At 65.2% G+C, this 16,942-nt stretch carries 15 protein-coding genes and 1 pseudogene; 14 read left to right on the plus strand and 2 right to left on the minus strand.

What is annotated here, in order from left to right:
* Nucleotides 1-17: 17 nt before the first annotated feature.
* From D472_RS26085 to D472_RS0120125, 4 genes are read left to right on the plus strand one after another with little or no spacing between them, the layout of a single operon-like run.
* Nucleotides 18-692: an ABC transporter ATP-binding protein gene (locus D472_RS26085; protein WP_017606257.1), complete on the plus strand. Its 675-nt coding sequence runs from the start codon at nucleotides 18-20 to the stop codon at nucleotides 690-692.
* The gene (locus tag D472_RS0120115) at nucleotides 693-3,635 is read left to right on the plus strand and encodes an ABC transporter permease (protein WP_017606258.1); all 2,943 of its coding nucleotides are present in this window, start codon (nucleotides 693-695) and stop codon (nucleotides 3,633-3,635) included. It begins immediately after the preceding gene.
* On the plus strand, nucleotides 3,622-4,926 hold the full coding sequence (locus D472_RS0120120; RefSeq protein ID WP_017606259.1) for an MFS transporter: 1,305 nt from the start codon (nucleotides 3,622-3,624) through the stop codon (nucleotides 4,924-4,926). Before D472_RS0120115 ends, D472_RS0120120 begins: the two co-directional genes overlap by 14 nt.
* 32 nt (nucleotides 4,927-4,958) lie before the next feature.
* Nucleotides 4,959-5,975: a 3-oxoacyl-ACP synthase III family protein gene (locus D472_RS0120125; RefSeq protein ID WP_017606260.1), complete on the plus strand. Its 1,017-nt coding sequence runs from the start codon at nucleotides 4,959-4,961 to the stop codon at nucleotides 5,973-5,975.
* Here the strand turns inward: D472_RS0120125 and D472_RS0120130 are convergent.
* A complete protein-coding gene (locus tag D472_RS0120130; RefSeq protein WP_017606261.1) occupies nucleotides 5,954-6,202 on the minus strand; it encodes an acyl carrier protein in 249 nt (82 codons plus the stop codon). The genes D472_RS0120125 and D472_RS0120130 overlap by 22 nt on opposite strands.
* A 90-nt stretch (nucleotides 6,203-6,292) precedes the next feature.
* Here D472_RS0120130 and D472_RS0120135 point away from each other — a divergent pair, with 90 nt between their 5' ends.
* From D472_RS0120135 to D472_RS0120185, 10 genes are all read left to right on the plus strand, one after another.
* Nucleotides 6,293-6,577 (plus strand): acyl carrier protein, encoded by a 285-nt coding sequence (locus D472_RS0120135; RefSeq protein WP_017606262.1) that lies wholly within the window; start codon nucleotides 6,293-6,295, stop codon nucleotides 6,575-6,577.
* Complete coding sequence (locus tag D472_RS0120140; RefSeq protein WP_017606263.1) at nucleotides 6,574-7,227, plus strand: GNAT family N-acetyltransferase; 654 nt, start codon at nucleotides 6,574-6,576, stop codon at nucleotides 7,225-7,227. The genes D472_RS0120135 and D472_RS0120140 overlap by 4 nt, the downstream gene beginning before the upstream one ends.
* Before the next feature lie 7 nt (nucleotides 7,228-7,234).
* Complete coding sequence (locus D472_RS0120145; protein WP_017606264.1) at nucleotides 7,235-8,014, plus strand: SDR family NAD(P)-dependent oxidoreductase; 780 nt, start codon at nucleotides 7,235-7,237, stop codon at nucleotides 8,012-8,014.
* Entirely contained in the window at nucleotides 8,011-8,958 is a 948-nt protein-coding gene (locus tag D472_RS0120150; RefSeq protein ID WP_033304310.1) for an ACP S-malonyltransferase, read from the plus strand. Before D472_RS0120145 ends, D472_RS0120150 begins: the two co-directional genes overlap by 4 nt.
* Nucleotides 8,955-9,902, plus strand: a complete 948-nt coding sequence (locus D472_RS0120155) for a hypothetical protein (RefSeq protein ID WP_017606266.1) — start codon at nucleotides 8,955-8,957, stop codon at nucleotides 9,900-9,902. The genes D472_RS0120150 and D472_RS0120155 overlap by 4 nt, the downstream gene beginning before the upstream one ends.
* Nucleotides 9,903-9,917: 15 nt before the next feature.
* A complete protein-coding gene (locus tag D472_RS0120160) occupies nucleotides 9,918-11,270 on the plus strand; it encodes a class I adenylate-forming enzyme family protein (RefSeq protein WP_017606267.1) in 1,353 nt (450 codons plus the stop codon).
* 539 nt (nucleotides 11,271-11,809) lie between these two features.
* A complete protein-coding gene (locus D472_RS0120170; protein ID WP_033304312.1) occupies nucleotides 11,810-13,174 on the plus strand; it encodes a radical SAM/SPASM domain-containing protein in 1,365 nt (454 codons plus the stop codon).
* On the plus strand, nucleotides 13,171-14,133 hold the full coding sequence (locus D472_RS0120175) for a hypothetical protein (protein ID WP_152448017.1): 963 nt from the start codon (nucleotides 13,171-13,173) through the stop codon (nucleotides 14,131-14,133). The genes D472_RS0120170 and D472_RS0120175 overlap by 4 nt, the downstream gene beginning before the upstream one ends.
* A 6-nt stretch (nucleotides 14,134-14,139) precedes the next feature.
* Nucleotides 14,140-15,261 (plus strand): hypothetical protein, encoded by a 1,122-nt coding sequence (locus D472_RS0120180; RefSeq protein WP_017606270.1) that lies wholly within the window; start codon nucleotides 14,140-14,142, stop codon nucleotides 15,259-15,261.
* Nucleotides 15,258-16,109 (plus strand): JmjC domain-containing protein, encoded by an 852-nt coding sequence (locus D472_RS0120185; protein WP_017606271.1) that lies wholly within the window; start codon nucleotides 15,258-15,260, stop codon nucleotides 16,107-16,109. The genes D472_RS0120180 and D472_RS0120185 overlap by 4 nt, the downstream gene beginning before the upstream one ends.
* Nucleotides 16,110-16,305: 196 nt before the next feature.
* Here the strand turns inward: D472_RS0120185 and D472_RS0120190 are convergent.
* Nucleotides 16,306-16,942, minus strand: a pseudogene (locus D472_RS0120190) (hypothetical protein); the annotation flags it as partial.

Raw genomic sequence — 16,942 nt, forward strand, 5'->3', positions numbered from 1 at the left:
CCCAGGTTTCCGTCCCCGTGTTGAGGGGAACGTCGCTCACGGTTTCCGCGGGCGAGTGGGTTTCGGTCATGGGGCCCTCCGGCTGTGGTAAGTCCACCCTGCTGAACTGTCTCTCCGGCCTCGACCGGATCGACTCGGGGAGCGTGCTCGTCGAGGGTGAGGACATCCACGCCATGTCCGAGCGCAAAAGGACCGCCTGGCGCGCGCGCAAGATGGGCTTCGTCTTTCAGGGCTACAACCTCATCCCCGTCCTGTCCGCGGTGGAGAACGCGGAGATGCCGCTGCTGCTCGGCGGAGTCCGCCCAGGTCCCGCCCGGCGCAAGGCACGTGCCGCGTTGGACCGCGTCGGTCTGGCCGATCGTGCCGACCACCTGCCGGCCCAGTTGAGCGGCGGCCAGCAACAGAGGGTCGCGATCGCTCGCGGAATCGTGCACGAACCCGCCATCGTGTGGGCGGATGAGCCCACGGGTGCGTTGGACTCGACCTCCACGGAGGAGGTATTGGGGCTTTTGCGAGAGCTCCACGGAGATGGACTCACCATGATCATGGTGACCCACGACCCGGGTGTCGCCGCCTACGGCGACCGGGAGATCCACATGCTCGACGGACTCATCGACCGTGTCGTCGACCGAACGGACACCGAAGACACGGCCACGAACACTCCCGACGAGGCCACTGCGGGAGAGCGCTAGATGAACGAGGAAACCATACTGGTCATCGCGGTCCTGGCACCGCTGGCGCTGCTCGCGCTGCCGGCCCTTACCGCACGAGGACGTCTGAGCGTACGCATCGCCACGCGCAACGTCACGCGACGGCCCGCGCAGACCCTGCTCGTGGTGATGGGCCTGTCCTTGGCGGCGCTCCTCTTCTCCGCCTCCTTCAGCCTGGAGTCCGCGCTCCACCACGCGATGCGCGCCCAGCAGACCGCGGACTTGGGAAAGGTCGACGCGGTCGTCACCCCGGGCGAGGGCGCGGACTCCGAAGCCGGGGGTGATGAACGTGACGAACAGGATGAGGGCCCGCCCGTCCTCGATCAGGCGGACGTTCGCTCCGTCGAGAACGCCCTTGAGACCCCGCAGACCGAGGTCTCCTCACTCCTGAGACTCCGCTTGCCGGTGGAGCACGAGCGCACCGATCGCGGCGATCCCGGAATGACCGTGATCGGTGTTCCCGGTGACGACTCGGTCGAGCTCATGGACGAGCAGGGAGAACCCGTCACCCACGATCTGAGCCGCGACGACATCGTGCTGAGCCGAACGGCGGCCGAGGAACTACAGGCCGACCGAGGTGACCTCCTCACCGTGGCCGACCGCCGAATGCGCGTTATCAACGTGTACGACTCCGGGGCTCCCCTGGCTCCGCCGTCCGCGGCCGTGGTCCCCTTGGGCGTGCTCCAGGAGATCTCCGACCTGTCCGGCCAGGTCAACATCATCACCCTCTCCTACGGCGAGGAGGTGACCTGGGGCGAGGACGACGACCCGGTCAACACCGAACTCTCCGGCCTGGCCACCTCCGGCGGCTGGGAGAGCGAGGCCCTTCGCGCCTCCGCCTACGAAAGCGCCGACCGGCTCACCAACGAGCTGGCCACCATGTTCTTGCTCTTCAGCCAGCTATCGATGGTGGCGGGAGTCCTCCTCATCGTCCTGGTCGTGACGATGCTGGCCGGTGAGCGCCGACAGGAGTTCGGTGTCTCCCGAGCCATGGGGATGAAGCGCGGCAGGCTCGCCCTCATCCTGGTCATCGAAGGCCTGGGATATGCGATCCTGGCCTCGGTCATCGGAACCCTGGCGGGGTGGGTCGCGGGACTGGGCGCCTCCAAGATCCTGAGCGACCGTGTCACCGATCCCGCGTTGCCCCCGCCTCCGTTGGAATTCGGCTTCGATCCCGCGGCCATGGCCACCGCCTACCTCATCGGGGTCGGAGTGATCGCGGTGATCTTCACCGTCGCCGCCCTGCGCGCCTCCAAGGTCCACATCGTCGCGGCCTTGCGCGGCGCCGAGGAACCCACGAAGCGTCGACGCTGGACCCTGCCGTTGTGGTCACTACTGTTGTTGCTCGGGGCCGCGTCCACCGCCTTGGGGTTCCAGGAGGGTACCGCCCTGGAAACCCTGACCGGGCTCACCCTCGTGTTCGGTTCCTTGGGCGCGATCCTGCCCCGGCTTCGCGTACCGGCGCGTCTGGCCCACTCGCTGGGAGCGGTGGGGATCATCGCCCTGTGGTCTTTGCCCGGGGATCTGTTCGGTGACACCGGATCCGGTATCACCCTCTTCTTCCTGGCCGGGATGTCGTTGGTCGCGGCCGGCGTGTGGCTGTTCGTGGTCAACAGCGATCTGGTGCAGCGGCTGCTGCGTCGAGTGTTGGGTCCCCTTCCCGCGATGGCGTCGGTCGTGCCCATCTCCGTGGCCTACTCGATCCGTAACCGGGTCCAGGCCGGAATGACCATCGCGATGCTGAGCATCGTGGTCCTCACCATCACCCTCAGCGGCTTCGTGACCGCGGCGGTCAACGAGATCTATTCCGATCACCGATCGGTCACGGGAGGCTTCGACGTACGGGCCGAATGGGTCGCCGGGGAAGGCTCCCCGCCCGAGCTGCGCCGAATCCTCGACGAGAGCGAACGTATCGATAACGCCGAGGTAGCGCGTCTGGGCGGCTACGCGGAGGTGACCACCCTGGCGAGCCAGGTGGACGCCGACTCCGAGGCCGAGGAGGTCCGGGTCTGGGGAGTGGACGAGGACTACCTCCTGAGCAATCGCTACCCCGTGTATCTGCGAGCCCCCGGTTTCGACTCCTCCGAGGAGGTCTGGGACGAATTGCGGCGTTCCCCGAACACCGCGGTCGTGTCGGGCTCCGCGGTCCCGAGCGACTCGGCCGCCTTCGTCGGTGGCGGAAGTGACTTGGAACTCGAGGGTGTCGACGTCCTGGACGAGAGCCTGCCGAACAACCTCCGGTTGAAGGTGGAGGACCCCGATGGCGAGAAAACGACCACACTGCGTGTGATCGGCGTGGTGGACCGCAGCGCGGAGTACCTCGGAGACGTCATCACCTCCACCCAGGGATTGTCGAAGGTGACGGGCGAGGACTCCCCCGCCACGGCGTGGTTCCTCACCGCGAAGGACAGGGACGAGATCGACGAACTCGAACTCGCCGCCCAACGCGCCCTGATGGAGCACTCCGTCACCACCACCCCATTGGGTGAGGAGGTGGCCTTCCGGGCCGACTCCAACGGCGTGGTGCAGTGGTTGCTCATGGCCTTCATGGGGTTCGGCCTGGTGGTGGGTTGCGCGGCCCTGGGCGTGGTCAGCATTCGCTCGATCACCGAACGCCGAAACCAGATCGGAGTCCTCAGGGCGGTCGGAATGCAGCGGAGCGGGGTGCGCCGCCTGTTCCTCATCGAGTCCTTGCTGGTCACCGTGAGCGGGATCGCGTTGGGTGTGGGATTGTCTTTCGTGGTCTCCCCCGGCCTCGTCGACTCCCTCCGTGTCGATCTGCCCGGAGTGACCTACGTGGTCCCCTCCACCGTGCTCGTGGGGATCATCGGTGTCACCCTGGTCTTCTCCACCGTTGTCTCACTGCTCACCTCGAGAAGAGCCGGGGACGTACCACCCGCGGAGGCGCTTCGTGATCGAACATGAGGCGGTCACACCCACGCCGCTGTGGCGCAACACCTCCTTCAAGATCTTGTGGGGTGGGCAGTTCGCGGCGCAGTTGGGGCCCGGTGTCGGAGCCGTGCTCTACCCGATCGTCCTCATGGACGAGGGGGCGAGCCCCGCGCTCATCGGAACGTTGACCTTCGGCTTGGGGGTGGCGGCGATCGCCGCCCGGCTACCCGGTGGCGCCTTGGCCGACCGGTTCGATCGGCGTGGAGTCATGCTCGTGGCCCAGGGGACACGGGCCCTGGGCATGGGACTGTTGTGTTTCGGGTTGTTCACCGGCACCTCTTGGTTGCTCTGGCTGGTGATGTGCGTGGCCTTGGTGGACGTACTGGGCAACGAGGCCTATCGGTTCGCCGAACGAGCCGCGTTGCGTCACATCGTTCACCCCTCCCAGCTGTCACAGGCCGTCGGACAACACGAAGCGCGCAACCAGATCATCTCCATGATCGGTCCCGTGGTGGGCGGCTGGTTGATGTTGCTCTCTCGTGCCCTTCCCATCGGCGTGGTCGCCTTGGGGCAGGCGGGGGCCGCGCTCGGGTTGGTGTTCGTCAAGGAACGTCTTCAGAACGAGCGCGAGACCGCGCCCCCCCGAGGGGGTCCCCGGCCTCGGGGATGGACGGAGGCGTTCTCATGGATCCGCGCCAACCCCGCGGTGCGCGTACTCCTCATCGGTTGTGTGCCACCGAACCTGGTCATCAGCGGTGTCATGCTCACCATCGTGATGGCGGGCAATGAGGCCGGTGTCGGTACCGGCCAGATCGGCACCGTGTTCGGGGTCGCGGCCATGGGGGGGATCGCCGGAGCACTCTGCGCCTCCACCCTGCTACGGCGTTTCTCGCCCAGGGCCATCCTCCTGGCCGTGCTGTGGCTCCTTCCCGTGATGGTCCTGGCCACCGGCTCCCTCATCGACCACTGGACCGTGTTGTTCCCCCTCGCCATGGCCGTGGCCATGGCACCGCTACTGTCCATCATCTTGGCCACCTACCAGTTGCTCACCACACCGGACCGTCTCCAGGCACGTGTCGCCAGTACCTGCACCTTCATCACCGGGATCGCGGCCCCACTCGGCCCCCTGATCGCCGGCTTCGGACTGCAGTACTCGGGGACCATGCCCCTGTTCTTCGGCTTCGCCATGCTCATGCTCGGCGTCGCACTGTTGATCACGCTCCTGCCGAGCACACGACGCCTGTCCAGCCTCCCCCGGGCCGCCGTCGCCCCGACGGGAGAGCCCCCCCAGCAAACTCCCCCCAGCGCGAAGGATGTCCCATGAGTTCATCGCCGCCCCTATCACCAGCGCCATCCATGTCAGGCGACACGCTCTCCAACAAGGTTCCCGTCGGGATCTTGGGTGTGGGGGCGTACGCTCCCTCGGAGGTGGTCACCAACGAGGAGCTCACCCGGCATCTCGATACCACCGACGAGTGGATCGTCGCTCGCACGGGAATCCGAGAACGCAGGTTCCTCCCCGAAGGGGAGAACACCACCGACATGTGCGTACAGGCGGCCAGGCAGGCCCTGGAGGAGTCGGGCACACAGGCCCGAGAACTCAACGCCATCATCATCGCGACCTTCACCTTCGACCAATTGCTCCCCTCCACCGCATTGACGGTGGCCGAGCGCCTGGGCGCCCCTCAAGCGGTGGCGCTCGATCTCAACCAGGCGGCCTGTTCCGGTGGTCTGTACGGCATCTGGACCGGGGTGCACCTGCTTCAGAACGCTCACTTCCGGCGCGTATTGGTGATCGGGGCGGAGGCTCTGTCCCGAATCACCGACCCCATGGACCGGAGCACCCGGGTGTTCTTCGGCGATGCGGCAGGGGCCGCCGTCTTGGGACCGGTCGAGGAGGGCGCCGGTGTCCTCTCCTGGAGCCTGGGCGGAGCATTGTCGTACGGGGTGGAGGTTCCCGCCGGAGGCACACGCGAACCGTTCGGACCGGAGGTAGTCGGCACCGGGCGCCAGTACTTGAAGATGAACGGCCCCGAGGTGTGGGAACAGGTACTGACCCGGCTCCCTCCGAGCGTGGAGGAGGCGTTGAAGCTGGTCTCCCTCACCGCGGACGAGGTCGATCACTACGTTTTCCACCAGGCCAACAAGAACCTGGTGGAGCGTCTCATGGACATGTTGGGCCAGAAACGGGAAAAGGCGACGACCACCATCGAGACACTCGGTAACACCGGCGCGGCGACCATCTTCACGGTGTTGAGACGACTCCGAGAGGTCGACCGGCCCCGTCCGGGAGAGCATGTCCTCATCTCCGTGATCGGGGCCGGTTTCCTTTGGGGAAGCATGTGTCTTCGTCAACAGGAACCGGCGGCCTGACCCCTCACCAGGTCGACGAGGTCGCCCACCCTGTACAGATCGTCGAAGGCCTCCTCCGACAACTCCACCCCCCACCGTTCTTTGACCAGTAGACGGATCTCGAATCCCGCGATCGAATCCACGCCCACATCCTCCAAAAAATCATCTCTGCGGAGCATCGCATTCTCGTCGTCAATCGACTTCCGAATGACGTTGAGGATGTCTTCCGTATCGATGGTCTCCATCATTATGGGCTCCCGCTGTGGTCTATTCACTTTCCATGGCGCGGCCATAGTACACAATAATTTCGACATCATCTACGTTGATTGGAGCAATACATGGCCTCCGGTTCCGCTTTTGAAGGCGAAGTCAAGAAGATCTATGTCGAGTTGTTCGAACTCGACACCGACCCCGGATCCATCACCACGGACGAGGAGTTGTTCGGCCCTCAGTGTGACTACGGGATCGACTCGATGGACGTTCTGCGCTTTCTCGCCGAGCTCCGCAGCCGTTACGACCTGGACGTCTCCGAGATCGCCACGGAGACCTTCCGTACGGCCGGCTCCATCGCGAACTTCCTCAGTGAGCGCGAGGCGGGTTCCACCACGGCGGACTCCCGATGAAGGGCGCGCTCGTCACCGTCTCCGCGATCGAGGAGGACGAGTACCCGTTGGTGGCACAGTGGTTTCGCCGCGGTGTGGTCGGTGCCCTGAGCACCGGCGGCACCGCGGGGTTCACCAGTACCACCGACATACGCGCGGCCGTCGAGAAGGGCCCCGAGAAGTTCGCCATGGTCAGGACACACGACGGTGTGCCGGTCGGCCTGGTGCAGTGGCGTCAGCGCAAGTATCCGGGCAGCTACACCGTCGGTGGGGTCATCGGTGACAGCGAACTGTGGGACTCGGGCTGCGGCGGGGAGGCCTCCTGGCTACTGGTCCATGAACTGTTCCACGCCCACAACGCCCATCGGGTTGAATTCGTGACGGCCTCCTTCAACGTCCGGGTCATCCGGATGTTGATCAAATCCGGAATGGTCATCGAAGGAATTCTGCGCGACTACTTCTTCCTCGATGGTGAATATCATGACGCGATCGTCACATCATATCTGCGCGAAGAGTACTACAGTGCGGACGCCTCGGGAATGACCGGCGACGGTTTCTACGGGGACACGATCCCCGCTTCGGACAAAGCCGAGGCACGAGCACTTCTTAGCGACTATATGCAGAACCATTGGCTAGACGCCATCAAGAGATCTTACACATTGGGAGAGTGAGTCAACATTGGAACTCGAATCGAAGGTCGCTCTGGTCACCGGTGGCGGTAGCGGCATCGGCCGTGCGGTAGCCCTGCGGCTCGCCGAGCGCGGGGCTACCGTGGCGGTCGGCTATCTGTCCCGTGCCGAGGTGGCGAACAAGACCGTCGAGGAGATCCGCGGCGCGGGCGGCACCGCCATCGCGCTCAACATCGACGTGCGCGACTACGAGTCGGTCTCCCAGGCCGTACAGAGGATCACCCGCGAACACAAGCGGATCGACGTCCTGGTCAACAACGCGGGCATCTGCACGGCCGGCACGATCGTCTCGACCGACTCCACCGAAGGCTGGACCGACGTCATCCAGACGAACCTGGTCGGCGCCTACCACTGCATCAAGGCCTGTTCCCTTCCGATGATGCTCCAGCGCTCCGGAGCGATCGTGAACGTTTCGTCCATCCTCGGTCTGGTCGGCAAGGGCGGGCTGAGCGCTTACTGCGCCAGTAAGGCCGGACTGTCCGGACTCACTGCCTCCCTTTCCGCCGAGTTCGCCATGCACGGGGTCCGGGTCAACGCCGTGGCCCCCGGCTATTCCGACGACACGGGGATGATCCAGCAATTCCCGATCGAGCAGAAGGAGGTCATCATCAACGAGCGCATCCCCTTGCAACGGCCGGCCGAACCCGAGGAGATCGCCGAGGCCATCGTCTTCTTGGCCGGTGACTCCTCCAGCTACATGACCGGGCAGACGATGGTCGTGGACGGCGGTCTGACCTCCGTGATCCGAGGGATGGCGAAGACCCGATGAGCTCTGGGACGGCGATTCTCTTCAACCCGCAAGTGGCGATGAGGCCCGGGGACTATCGAGACCTCTTCGAGACGCTACCTCTGGTCCCGCGACTCCTGAAGGACGCCTCCTGCGCGATCGACGTCGATCTGACGGAGGCCTTCCACTCCGCGGACGCCGACCTGGTCAACCAGGGTCCGCTGATCAGACCCATGTCGGTGGCGCTCGCCATCGCCCTGTACGAGTCACTTCCCGCAGAACACCGTGAGAACGTGGAGTACGTCGCGGGGTTGAGCCTGGGACAGATCACCGCGGCGGCGGCCGCTGGAGCCCTCGATTTCGCCGACGCGGTACGGACCGTACGCACGATGGCCACCATCGAGGACGAGGTGTTCGCGGGGCGGGACTACGGAAGCACCTTCTGCTACTGCGTCGACCTGGCGGCCATCCACTCCAAGATCGACGAGTTGACCGAACAGGGGCTGGAGGTGGCCCCGTGCGCCGTCACCGGTGATGACCAGATGGTGGTCTCGGGTGAGGGCACGGCCCTGACCTCCATCAATGAGTTCGCCGCGGCCAGAGGAGGCGTCGGCGTGCGGATCCCGCACGGCCCTCCCGGGCACTCGCCCATGTTGGCGGAGGCCGAGCGCCGTTTCGGCGCTGAATGGGCCGAAGCATCTCGTGTGGTCGATCCGCGGGTGCCACTGATCTGCAACATGCGCTCCACTTCTTTGTCCACGGCGGAGGAAGTACGGGAGGCGATCATCACCCAATACACCCGGACCGTCTACTGGGCGAAAGGAATCGAAAACCTCATGGAGATGGGGACCGATCGGTTCGTCGTGGTCGGCCCTGGCCACTTCATCGCCAAATCCTTCCGCTTCATGTCCCTGGCGAAGAAAGCCGAGGTGGTCCGCTTCGACCAGGCCTCCTCTTTCCTCCAAGGATCGGAGAGCGGTATATGAAAGCTGTTCTCTTCGGCGGCACGGTGCCGCCTCTGCATGCCAAGATCGGTGAATTCCTCCAGACGGACCCGTTCGCCCGGGCCCGCCTGGAGGAAGCCGAGGAGGTACTCGGCACCCGCATCCTTCCGAAATTCAGCCGAACCTCGGAATCCTACTCCCCTGAGGCGAGGCAGGCCTATCTGGTCACCTGTATCGCTCTGGCCGATCGAGTCAAAGCGGAGGAAGGCGAGGCCGCTTACTGCGCGGCGGCGAGCATCGGGCACCTGCCGGCGTTGCACTATGTGGGCGCGCTCTCGTTCGAGGACATGATGCGCCTCGGTCAAAGAGTGGCCACCTGTGAGAACGAGTGGAACTCACGCGAGCACGGAACCGCGTCCCATTTCATGTACCGGGTCGATCGCGCCCGGTTGGCCGAATTGTGCGCACTGGTCGAATCCGTCGGTGGTTGGGCCGAGGTGGCGGGGCACTTCAGCGAAGAGATCCACCTGCTCAATGTTTCGGCCGAACACCTTCCCCTGTTGGAACGCGAGGTCCGTGCCCAGGGCGGAGTCTCGGTCCTTTCCTTCCCCCAGGCCGAACACAGCACCGCCAACCATCCACTGCGCGAGCGTCTGACAATGGCCACCGCGACCTTCCGGTTCACCACCGCCGACGTGGGCTTCGTCCGTGGTTCGGACGGTGCGGTGCTGCGTTCGGCGGAGGAATTGCGGACGCTGATCCAGGACGACTGCGTCACCCGGGTCGACTTCCCCCTGGTCGTGGACCGGCTCTTGGGCCTTGGTGTGGGCGAGGTTCACGTGATCGGACCAGGCAACCTGTTCGAACGCTTGACCAAGGAACACTTCCGAACCACGGTGCTCGCGCCGGACGCTCGTGCTCGAGGGTTGAACGTGCCCGAGGGTGGGCCTGCCCGCCTCAGCAGTGCTCCTGTCGGCTCGTCGTGAAAGGTGAAGGACACGATGGGAAAACTCTTCATCGACGGTGAAGAAATACCCCGATCCCGGCTCCAGGCGGACGTGCGCGACCTCGCCCGTGCCTTGGTGGCCTTGGGCGCGGGGCCCGGGAAGGGCGTGATCCTGGGCCGTGACGACCCTTACCCGGCGGTGGTCACGGCCCTCGTCGCCGAAGAGATCGGCACCCCCGTCCTCTGCCAGGCGGAGCGCTGGCGCTCCCTGACCTCCACACGACGAGTGGTCGCCGTGATCACCCCCGGCGACGCGGGTGGTCCCGTGTCCAGGGAGGTACCCGGCACCGACCGTCCCGATTTCTCCGATACGACGCACACCATCCTCTACACCTCGGGGAGTAGCGGTGAGCCCAAGGCCGTGGAGTTGTCGCGCGGGGCGATGGACTACCACCGGACCGACGTCGCCGCCCACGCGGGGGTGAGTGGACAGGACCGCATGCTGGTGCCCATGTCGTTGCTCAACTCCTACGGTTGGGGTCTGGTCCAGTACTGGCTCTCACACGGGTTCGAGATGCACGTCGAATCACGGCTGAGCATGGAGCGGGTGATCGAAAGACTGTCCACGGGTGCGTACAGCACCCTTGATGGTGTGGGTTCGATGTACGCCGGCCTCTTGGCCGCGGCGAAGGGGAACCCGGCTCTGGTATCGGCACTGTCCGCCCTCAGGTTTCGCGGATGTGGCGGGGACATGCTCCCCGTCTCCTTGGTGCATGACTACGTGGAGGTGGTGGGGGGACCGATCCATGACGGATACGGCCTCTCGGAGACGGTCGCTTGGGTCACACAGTCGGTTCCCCACGATTGGCGGTATGGAACGGTGGGCCCCCTCATCAAGGGGTCCTCGGCCCGGATCGACTCACGCACCGGTGAGGTGCACCTGCACGGTCCCGGCCTCATGGACGGCTACCTGGACGAGCCGGCCGCCAACGCCGAGACCTTCACCGAGGACGGATGGTTACGCACCGGTGATCGCGGATCACTCACCGACGACGGGCACCTCGTCATCGAAGGCCGAATCAAGGAGTCCTTGGTCGTTCACGGTGAGACCTTCCCCCCACGATTCGTCGAAGACGTCCTGACCTCCTGCACTCGGGTGATCGAGGCGGTCGTGGTAGGAGTACCGACCGGCAAGGCCAGGGGGGATCGTCTCGTGGCCTTCGCCGTGGTGGAACCAGGCCGAGAGGAAGAGGCCCTCGAACAGATGCGCGCGGCCCTCAACGACCAACTGGCCGTTCGTTTCAGGCCTCGCCAGATCCGCCTCATCAACGAGATGCCTCGGACACGAACCGACAAGGCCGATCGTCGCGCCCTGCGCGCCCGCGTCGTGGGTCCGGGGAGCCCGTAGAACCATCGAGAACACCACTTCGCCATTTGGAGTGTAATCGGATAAACACAATAAGAAACAAGAATAAATAAGACGAGGACCAGCCACCCGAGCAGGCTCGCCCCACTTTTTCCCATCAACCGGAGGACCCCCTCCGGCTATTTCTGATGGAATAAAAACCCCCGAAAGCAAAATCCGGAAAAATCTCCCCCCTCGTGTTGACAGAAGAAAATAAGCGGGCCTAGCATTACTCACGTTCGCGAACATCGAACCCCAGTCCACACTGGAAAACACGCTCCACGCAGGGCTGGGTTTCCGGAAAACTTGAACCCATTGAGCATCCCGAAAGGAATGGTTCCCATGCAGGAATTCGAAGAGATCATCACCGAGTCCACCATCGGCGACGAGGTCTCGGTCATCGACTTCGGCTGCTAAGTAGGCCGAACCCACCTCGGTCCCGGTGGCCGCGGAGAAGTATTCAAGGCCCCGTGGCGATGAATCGGATGATCCCGGTTCCCCACGGGGCCGCCCTTTTCGTCTCTCTGCGCAGAGGAATCCGCATGTCCGACACCGCCGTCAATACCTTCCGCCCTTCCCGGTTCAACGTCATGACCAGGACCGAGGAGGACGCCGTCGTCCTCTACAACTCCATGCGCGGGAGTGTCTTCAAGGTCCGCCCCCCGGTCAGCGAACGTGTGCACTCCCTGCTCCATAACCGCAAGCGTGTGCTGAACCGCACCGAGCACGCCGCAGAGAATGAACTGCGCTTGTTCGACACTCTGGTCGACAAGGGTTTTCTAGTGAGCACCGAGCGTGATGAGCTGGCCGACGCCGACGAACTTCGCGACCGCCGCAAGAACCGCACCGACCGCCTCGAATTGATCATCATGCCGACAGAGGCGTGCAACTTCCGCTGCACCTACTGTTACGAGGATTTCGCCCTCGGGCGCATGCTCACGCAGGTCCGGGAAGGGGTCAAGGCCCTGGTCAGGAAGTACCGGCGCGACCATGACATCGATAAGTTGACCGTCTCCTGGTTCGGTGGAGAGCCCTTGGTGGCCTTCGACGTCATCGAGGAGCTCAGCACCTACTTCCTGGAATTCTGCGCTGAGGAAGGTATCGACTACAGCGCCGGAATCACCACCAACGGACTCCTGCTCACACCCGAGGTGGCCGCCCGCTGCGCCGAACTCGGAATCAGTCACTACCAGATCACCTTGGACGGCCCGGCGCACACCCACGACTCCTCCCGGCACCTCATGGGTGGCGGAAAGACCTTCGACGACATCGTCGCCAACCTGACATCGATGTCCCGAACGGACACCGCGTTCAAGGCGCTCATCCGCACCAACTTCACCGAGGCCAATAGCGTCCACGTGCCCGAGCTGATCGACCAGCTCAGCGAGCTGTACGCCGATGACCCGCGCTTCCGCGTCATCTACCGTCCGGTCGGAGACTGGGGCGGCCCTCAGGGCGAGGATTCGGAGGCCTACTCCGGCAAGCAGGCCGAGCTCACCAAACTCGACCTGTGTTCGAGCGCCGCCGACTCCGGTCTGCGTCTGGCCGACGACGTGTTCCTCAAACCGAACGGCTCGGTCTGTTACGCGGCCTCTCCCTGGTCCTTCGTGATCCGCCCCAACGGCCTCATCAACAAGTGCACCGTCGCTTTGAGGGATCCGCGCAACGCGGTGGGTCTGCTCTCCGAGGACGGGGACCTTGGACTGAACGACGAGCTGATGAGCCTGTGGGTCGACAATGACGACGCCAAGGACTCCGGCTGCCATTCCTGCTTCTTCCGCCCCTCCTGCCAGGGTGCGCACTGTCCGCTGGTCCGGATCCAGGAGGGTCAGCGCCCATGCCCACCACAGAAGGTGTGGATCGGGCCCACCATCACCACGGCGGCCGGCATCGGGAGGGCGCGATGAAGGTTTCCCGATCCGCTCAGGTGGCCGTCGACGTCGACAGTACCTGGTGTGCCTGGACCACGGCCTCCGGTTCCGTCCAAGTCCTGAACCTGATGAACGAGGGCTTTGAGGAGGTCATCGACGCCGGGTGGGGGGACGCAGTCCACGCCGGCGCCGGAACAGGACGGTTTCTGATCCAGGAGGGTCGCAGCCTTCACGTCTGGTCCCCGGAGACCGGCTCCGAGGAGAAGGGCACGGTCGACCCTGGCGCGCTCCTACTCGAGTATCCGCGTGATGATGGCACGGCCATCGCCGCGGCCACGAAGACCTCACTGGAGCTGTTCGAGGGGGCCAAGACCTTGTTCTCCCAACCGCTTCAGGCCCCTCCGCTACTGCTGGCCTGGCAGCGTCGTCGACGCAACGTCCTGTGCCTACTGACGGACGGAACGACACACAAGGTCGATCCGAGGACGGGGCGGATCACCACCTTCCGAATCGCGTCCGACAAAGAGCTGTTCGTCTCCTGTTACGACGAGGTTCTCGGGGGGATATGGAGCGTCTCCACGGACAGCCCGGACGTGGCCTGCTTCGACCGTTTGGAGACGGATCCACCGACCCGGATCTACCGCAAGGAGCTGAACGTGGTTCCGGAGACGATCCGTACCTCGCACAGCGGTGAGTGGCTCATCATTCGTTCCTCCGACACCCGGCCCACCCTCCTATTCAACGTCAACAGCGACCGTGGGTTCGACGCCCCCGGAGAACTCGCCTCCCGTGGTGTGCCTGGCGTCTTCTCCTACGACAACCGCCTGGTCAGTGTGGAGGGGGACGTTTTCGAAACACTTCCGGTACCGGCGAGGGCCGACGTCCGTTCCCGAGATGGCCACCTCCCCACCGACGCCTTCTGGACGGCGCCGCCCCGGATGCATCGAGCCGCTCTGAGCAAAAGAAAGTCCGTGGCCGCGGAGAAGAGCAGGTGATCGCGTATGCCCACGAGCCATGACGACCTTCCCCTACGCTTCCTTTCCCCGGAGAACCGGCCGGCCAAGGTATCGCTGTGGAAACGTGCCCAGGTGTGCGCCCGGCAGATCCGGGAGGCGACCTCCGGGCACCGCCCCTTCGACACCCAGGCCTACTGTCGCGCGGCCAACCGTGGCGCCCTGGCCATGGCGATGGCGGGCGACATGGAAGAAAGCGAACGTTCCTGCCGACGACAGGCGCAACTCCTGCTCACCCTCATCCGCTCCGGTTCCCTGCCCCAACGGGAACTCCCCCGGGTCCTCCAACCCTGGATCAACATCGGTCGTCTTCGCGTCATCCAGGGTCGTTGCGAGGAGGCTCGCGCCCATTTCCCCTCTCCCGAGGCCCTCCACCGGGCCGGGGTGTTCGACGGGTGGTTGGATCAGGCCTGGGGTCTGACGCACGAGGAGTGCGATCTCATCCTCGGTTCCACCGAGGGCAGAGCCTTCGTGACCAACACCCACGTGGTGGAGACGGCAAAGGCCCACGCGCGGGCCGGGCGAGTCGACCTGTTGGCCGAACACGTCCGACGGTGGCACGACCTGGACGAAAAGCCGCCCCACCTACGTGAGGCCGCTGCTCTGCTCGCTCTGCGCGATGGTCGCACCGTCCCTTCCTTTTCCGGAAGGAACACCACCTCCCTGGCGGACGCCGCCATCGAGGTGCACGCGACGATGGTCGACCCGAACCGCTCCGGTTCCCTCGTCGAACGCCTCGAACTCCTCACCTCTCGTCCCGGCGACGCCGACCTGGTGACGGTGTTGCGGGCCGGTGCCGAGGTCTTGGCCGGTCACGACCGCGTGGGTGAGGCCTGTCGATTCCTGCGTTCGGTCATCACCCTCTGCCACGACATCGAGGACGAGGCCGAACTGTTCACGGCTCTCATGGCATTGGGACGTCTCGACCCGGATTCAGGTGCGGTCGACGAAGCCCGAAGGATCGCCTCCGACAGCGGATACGCGTTCGTCCGCACCAAAACGGGCATGCCGCCCCTGCGATCGGTGGCCGACGAACCCCGTCTGGCCGTGCTGAGGGACAGCGAGATCGACGCGGTGTCGAACTCGCTACCGACCATGGAGACCACATGAGGACCACGAGCACGAACCAGCCTTCGCCCAGCGCACGAAACGAGGTGCTGAGTCGGTTGGTGGGAGACACCGAAACCTTCCTCAAGCACTGGGAACTCGAATCCGTCGTGACCGCAGCGGACACGACCGTGGGTGAGGCGTTCGACCTCGAACGCGCCTTCTCACTGCTCAGGGCCCCTGGACTGCCCGTTTCCTCCTTTCGTCTGTTCCGTGATGGCGAGCCGGTCCCTCAGGAGGAATTCGCGACGCCCCGGGGCCGCCCCGGCCCCGGTCGAGAGCCCATCGCCAATGGGCGCGCGCTCCTCAACGCCTACGAACAAGGGGCGACGGTCATCTTCGAGGAGCTGCGCCTACTGGTCCCCGAAGTGGATGCGCTCGCCTGCGGGCTGGAGGAGGAGCTCGGGTTCGGGGTGTACTGCGCGGCTTTCCTGACTCCGGCGGGAAACGCGGGGGTCAGGCCGCATTTCGACCTGGCCAGTGGGCTACTGTGCCAGATTCACGGATCCAAGGCGTGGAGAGTGGGACTCCCCGAGACGGTCTGGCCCCTTGTGCCGAGCGGAGACAGCAGGCCGGAGTTCGAGCCCGTGCTGGAGACGGTGCTCCGCTCCGGCGAGACGTTGTACATCCCCAGGGGACACCCGCACGCCGGCACCGCGACGGAAGAGGTCTCCTTGCACTTGTCCTTCGCGATCAAACCCCGTACCTGGCGGGACGTCCTTCAGGCGCACTTGAAGAGCGAAGACCTCGAGGAATCCCTCCGAGAGATGCTGCCCTTGGACCACCGAGAGCTGACACGTGGGGAGCTGGTGGCCTCGGCCGTCGAACGCCTGCGCACGACGACCCGCTGAGGATCGACCGACAGGTGTGCTGAAGAGCCCACCCGAGTCCCTCCGCCCTACCCCGGTGACCTCGGGTAGGGCGGAGGCCGGCTCCACCTTCCTCGTCGAGGTCCGCCGGTACGCCCAACGTCAGCGAGCACCTGAGGGGGCCGGGTCCCAGGCCCATGGAAAGGCTCCGTTCTCGCGTCCCGACCGAACACGCGGCTCAGTGTTCGGGGTAGGCGGCCTGGATCCGTTCGGCCACGTACCCGAACCCTTTCGCCTCCAGCAGGCGCACCTGTTCACGAACGAACGCGGTGCGCTCCTGCCCCTCCTCGACCGAATCGATCAGCCCGCGCAGGATGGCCACCTGAACGTCCTGGCGCGCGGCCTCCTCGTCGTCCTCATGCTCGGCGGGCCACCAGTAGCTCTCGTATCCCTCATCATCGACCCCGCTGCCGGGGCCGGTCATGACGGTTTCATGGACGTGCTCGATGATCTGGCCGGACAGTTCCTCGCCGATGTCCGCACCGGGGCTCGATGGCCGCCTTGAGGAGGCCGCCGGGGCCGGGGCCCCACGCAGGGTCGCACGCACCACGTCGGCCTCGTGCTCGGCCTCCCACAGCGCCCGATCCTTGCGCAGGTCGACGACGCGGCGCAGACGTTCGGCGTCCTGATCCTCCAATTCGACCCGAACGTCGTCGGCCCACACCTCGACCATCCCGTCGGCGATCGCAGACTCCTCGGCGAACAGCGCTGACAGTTCGACCTCGACCAGGCCGCGGTCCTCGGGTCGGGTTCGGGCCAAGACATCGCGAGCGCGCAGCAGGATCGAGTACGAGGCGGGGCCGGCGGGGGGGCGC

This window comes from Nocardiopsis alkaliphila YIM 80379, from assembly GCF_000341005.1.
GTDB lineage: Bacteria > Actinomycetota > Actinomycetes > Streptosporangiales > Streptosporangiaceae > Nocardiopsis > Nocardiopsis alkaliphila.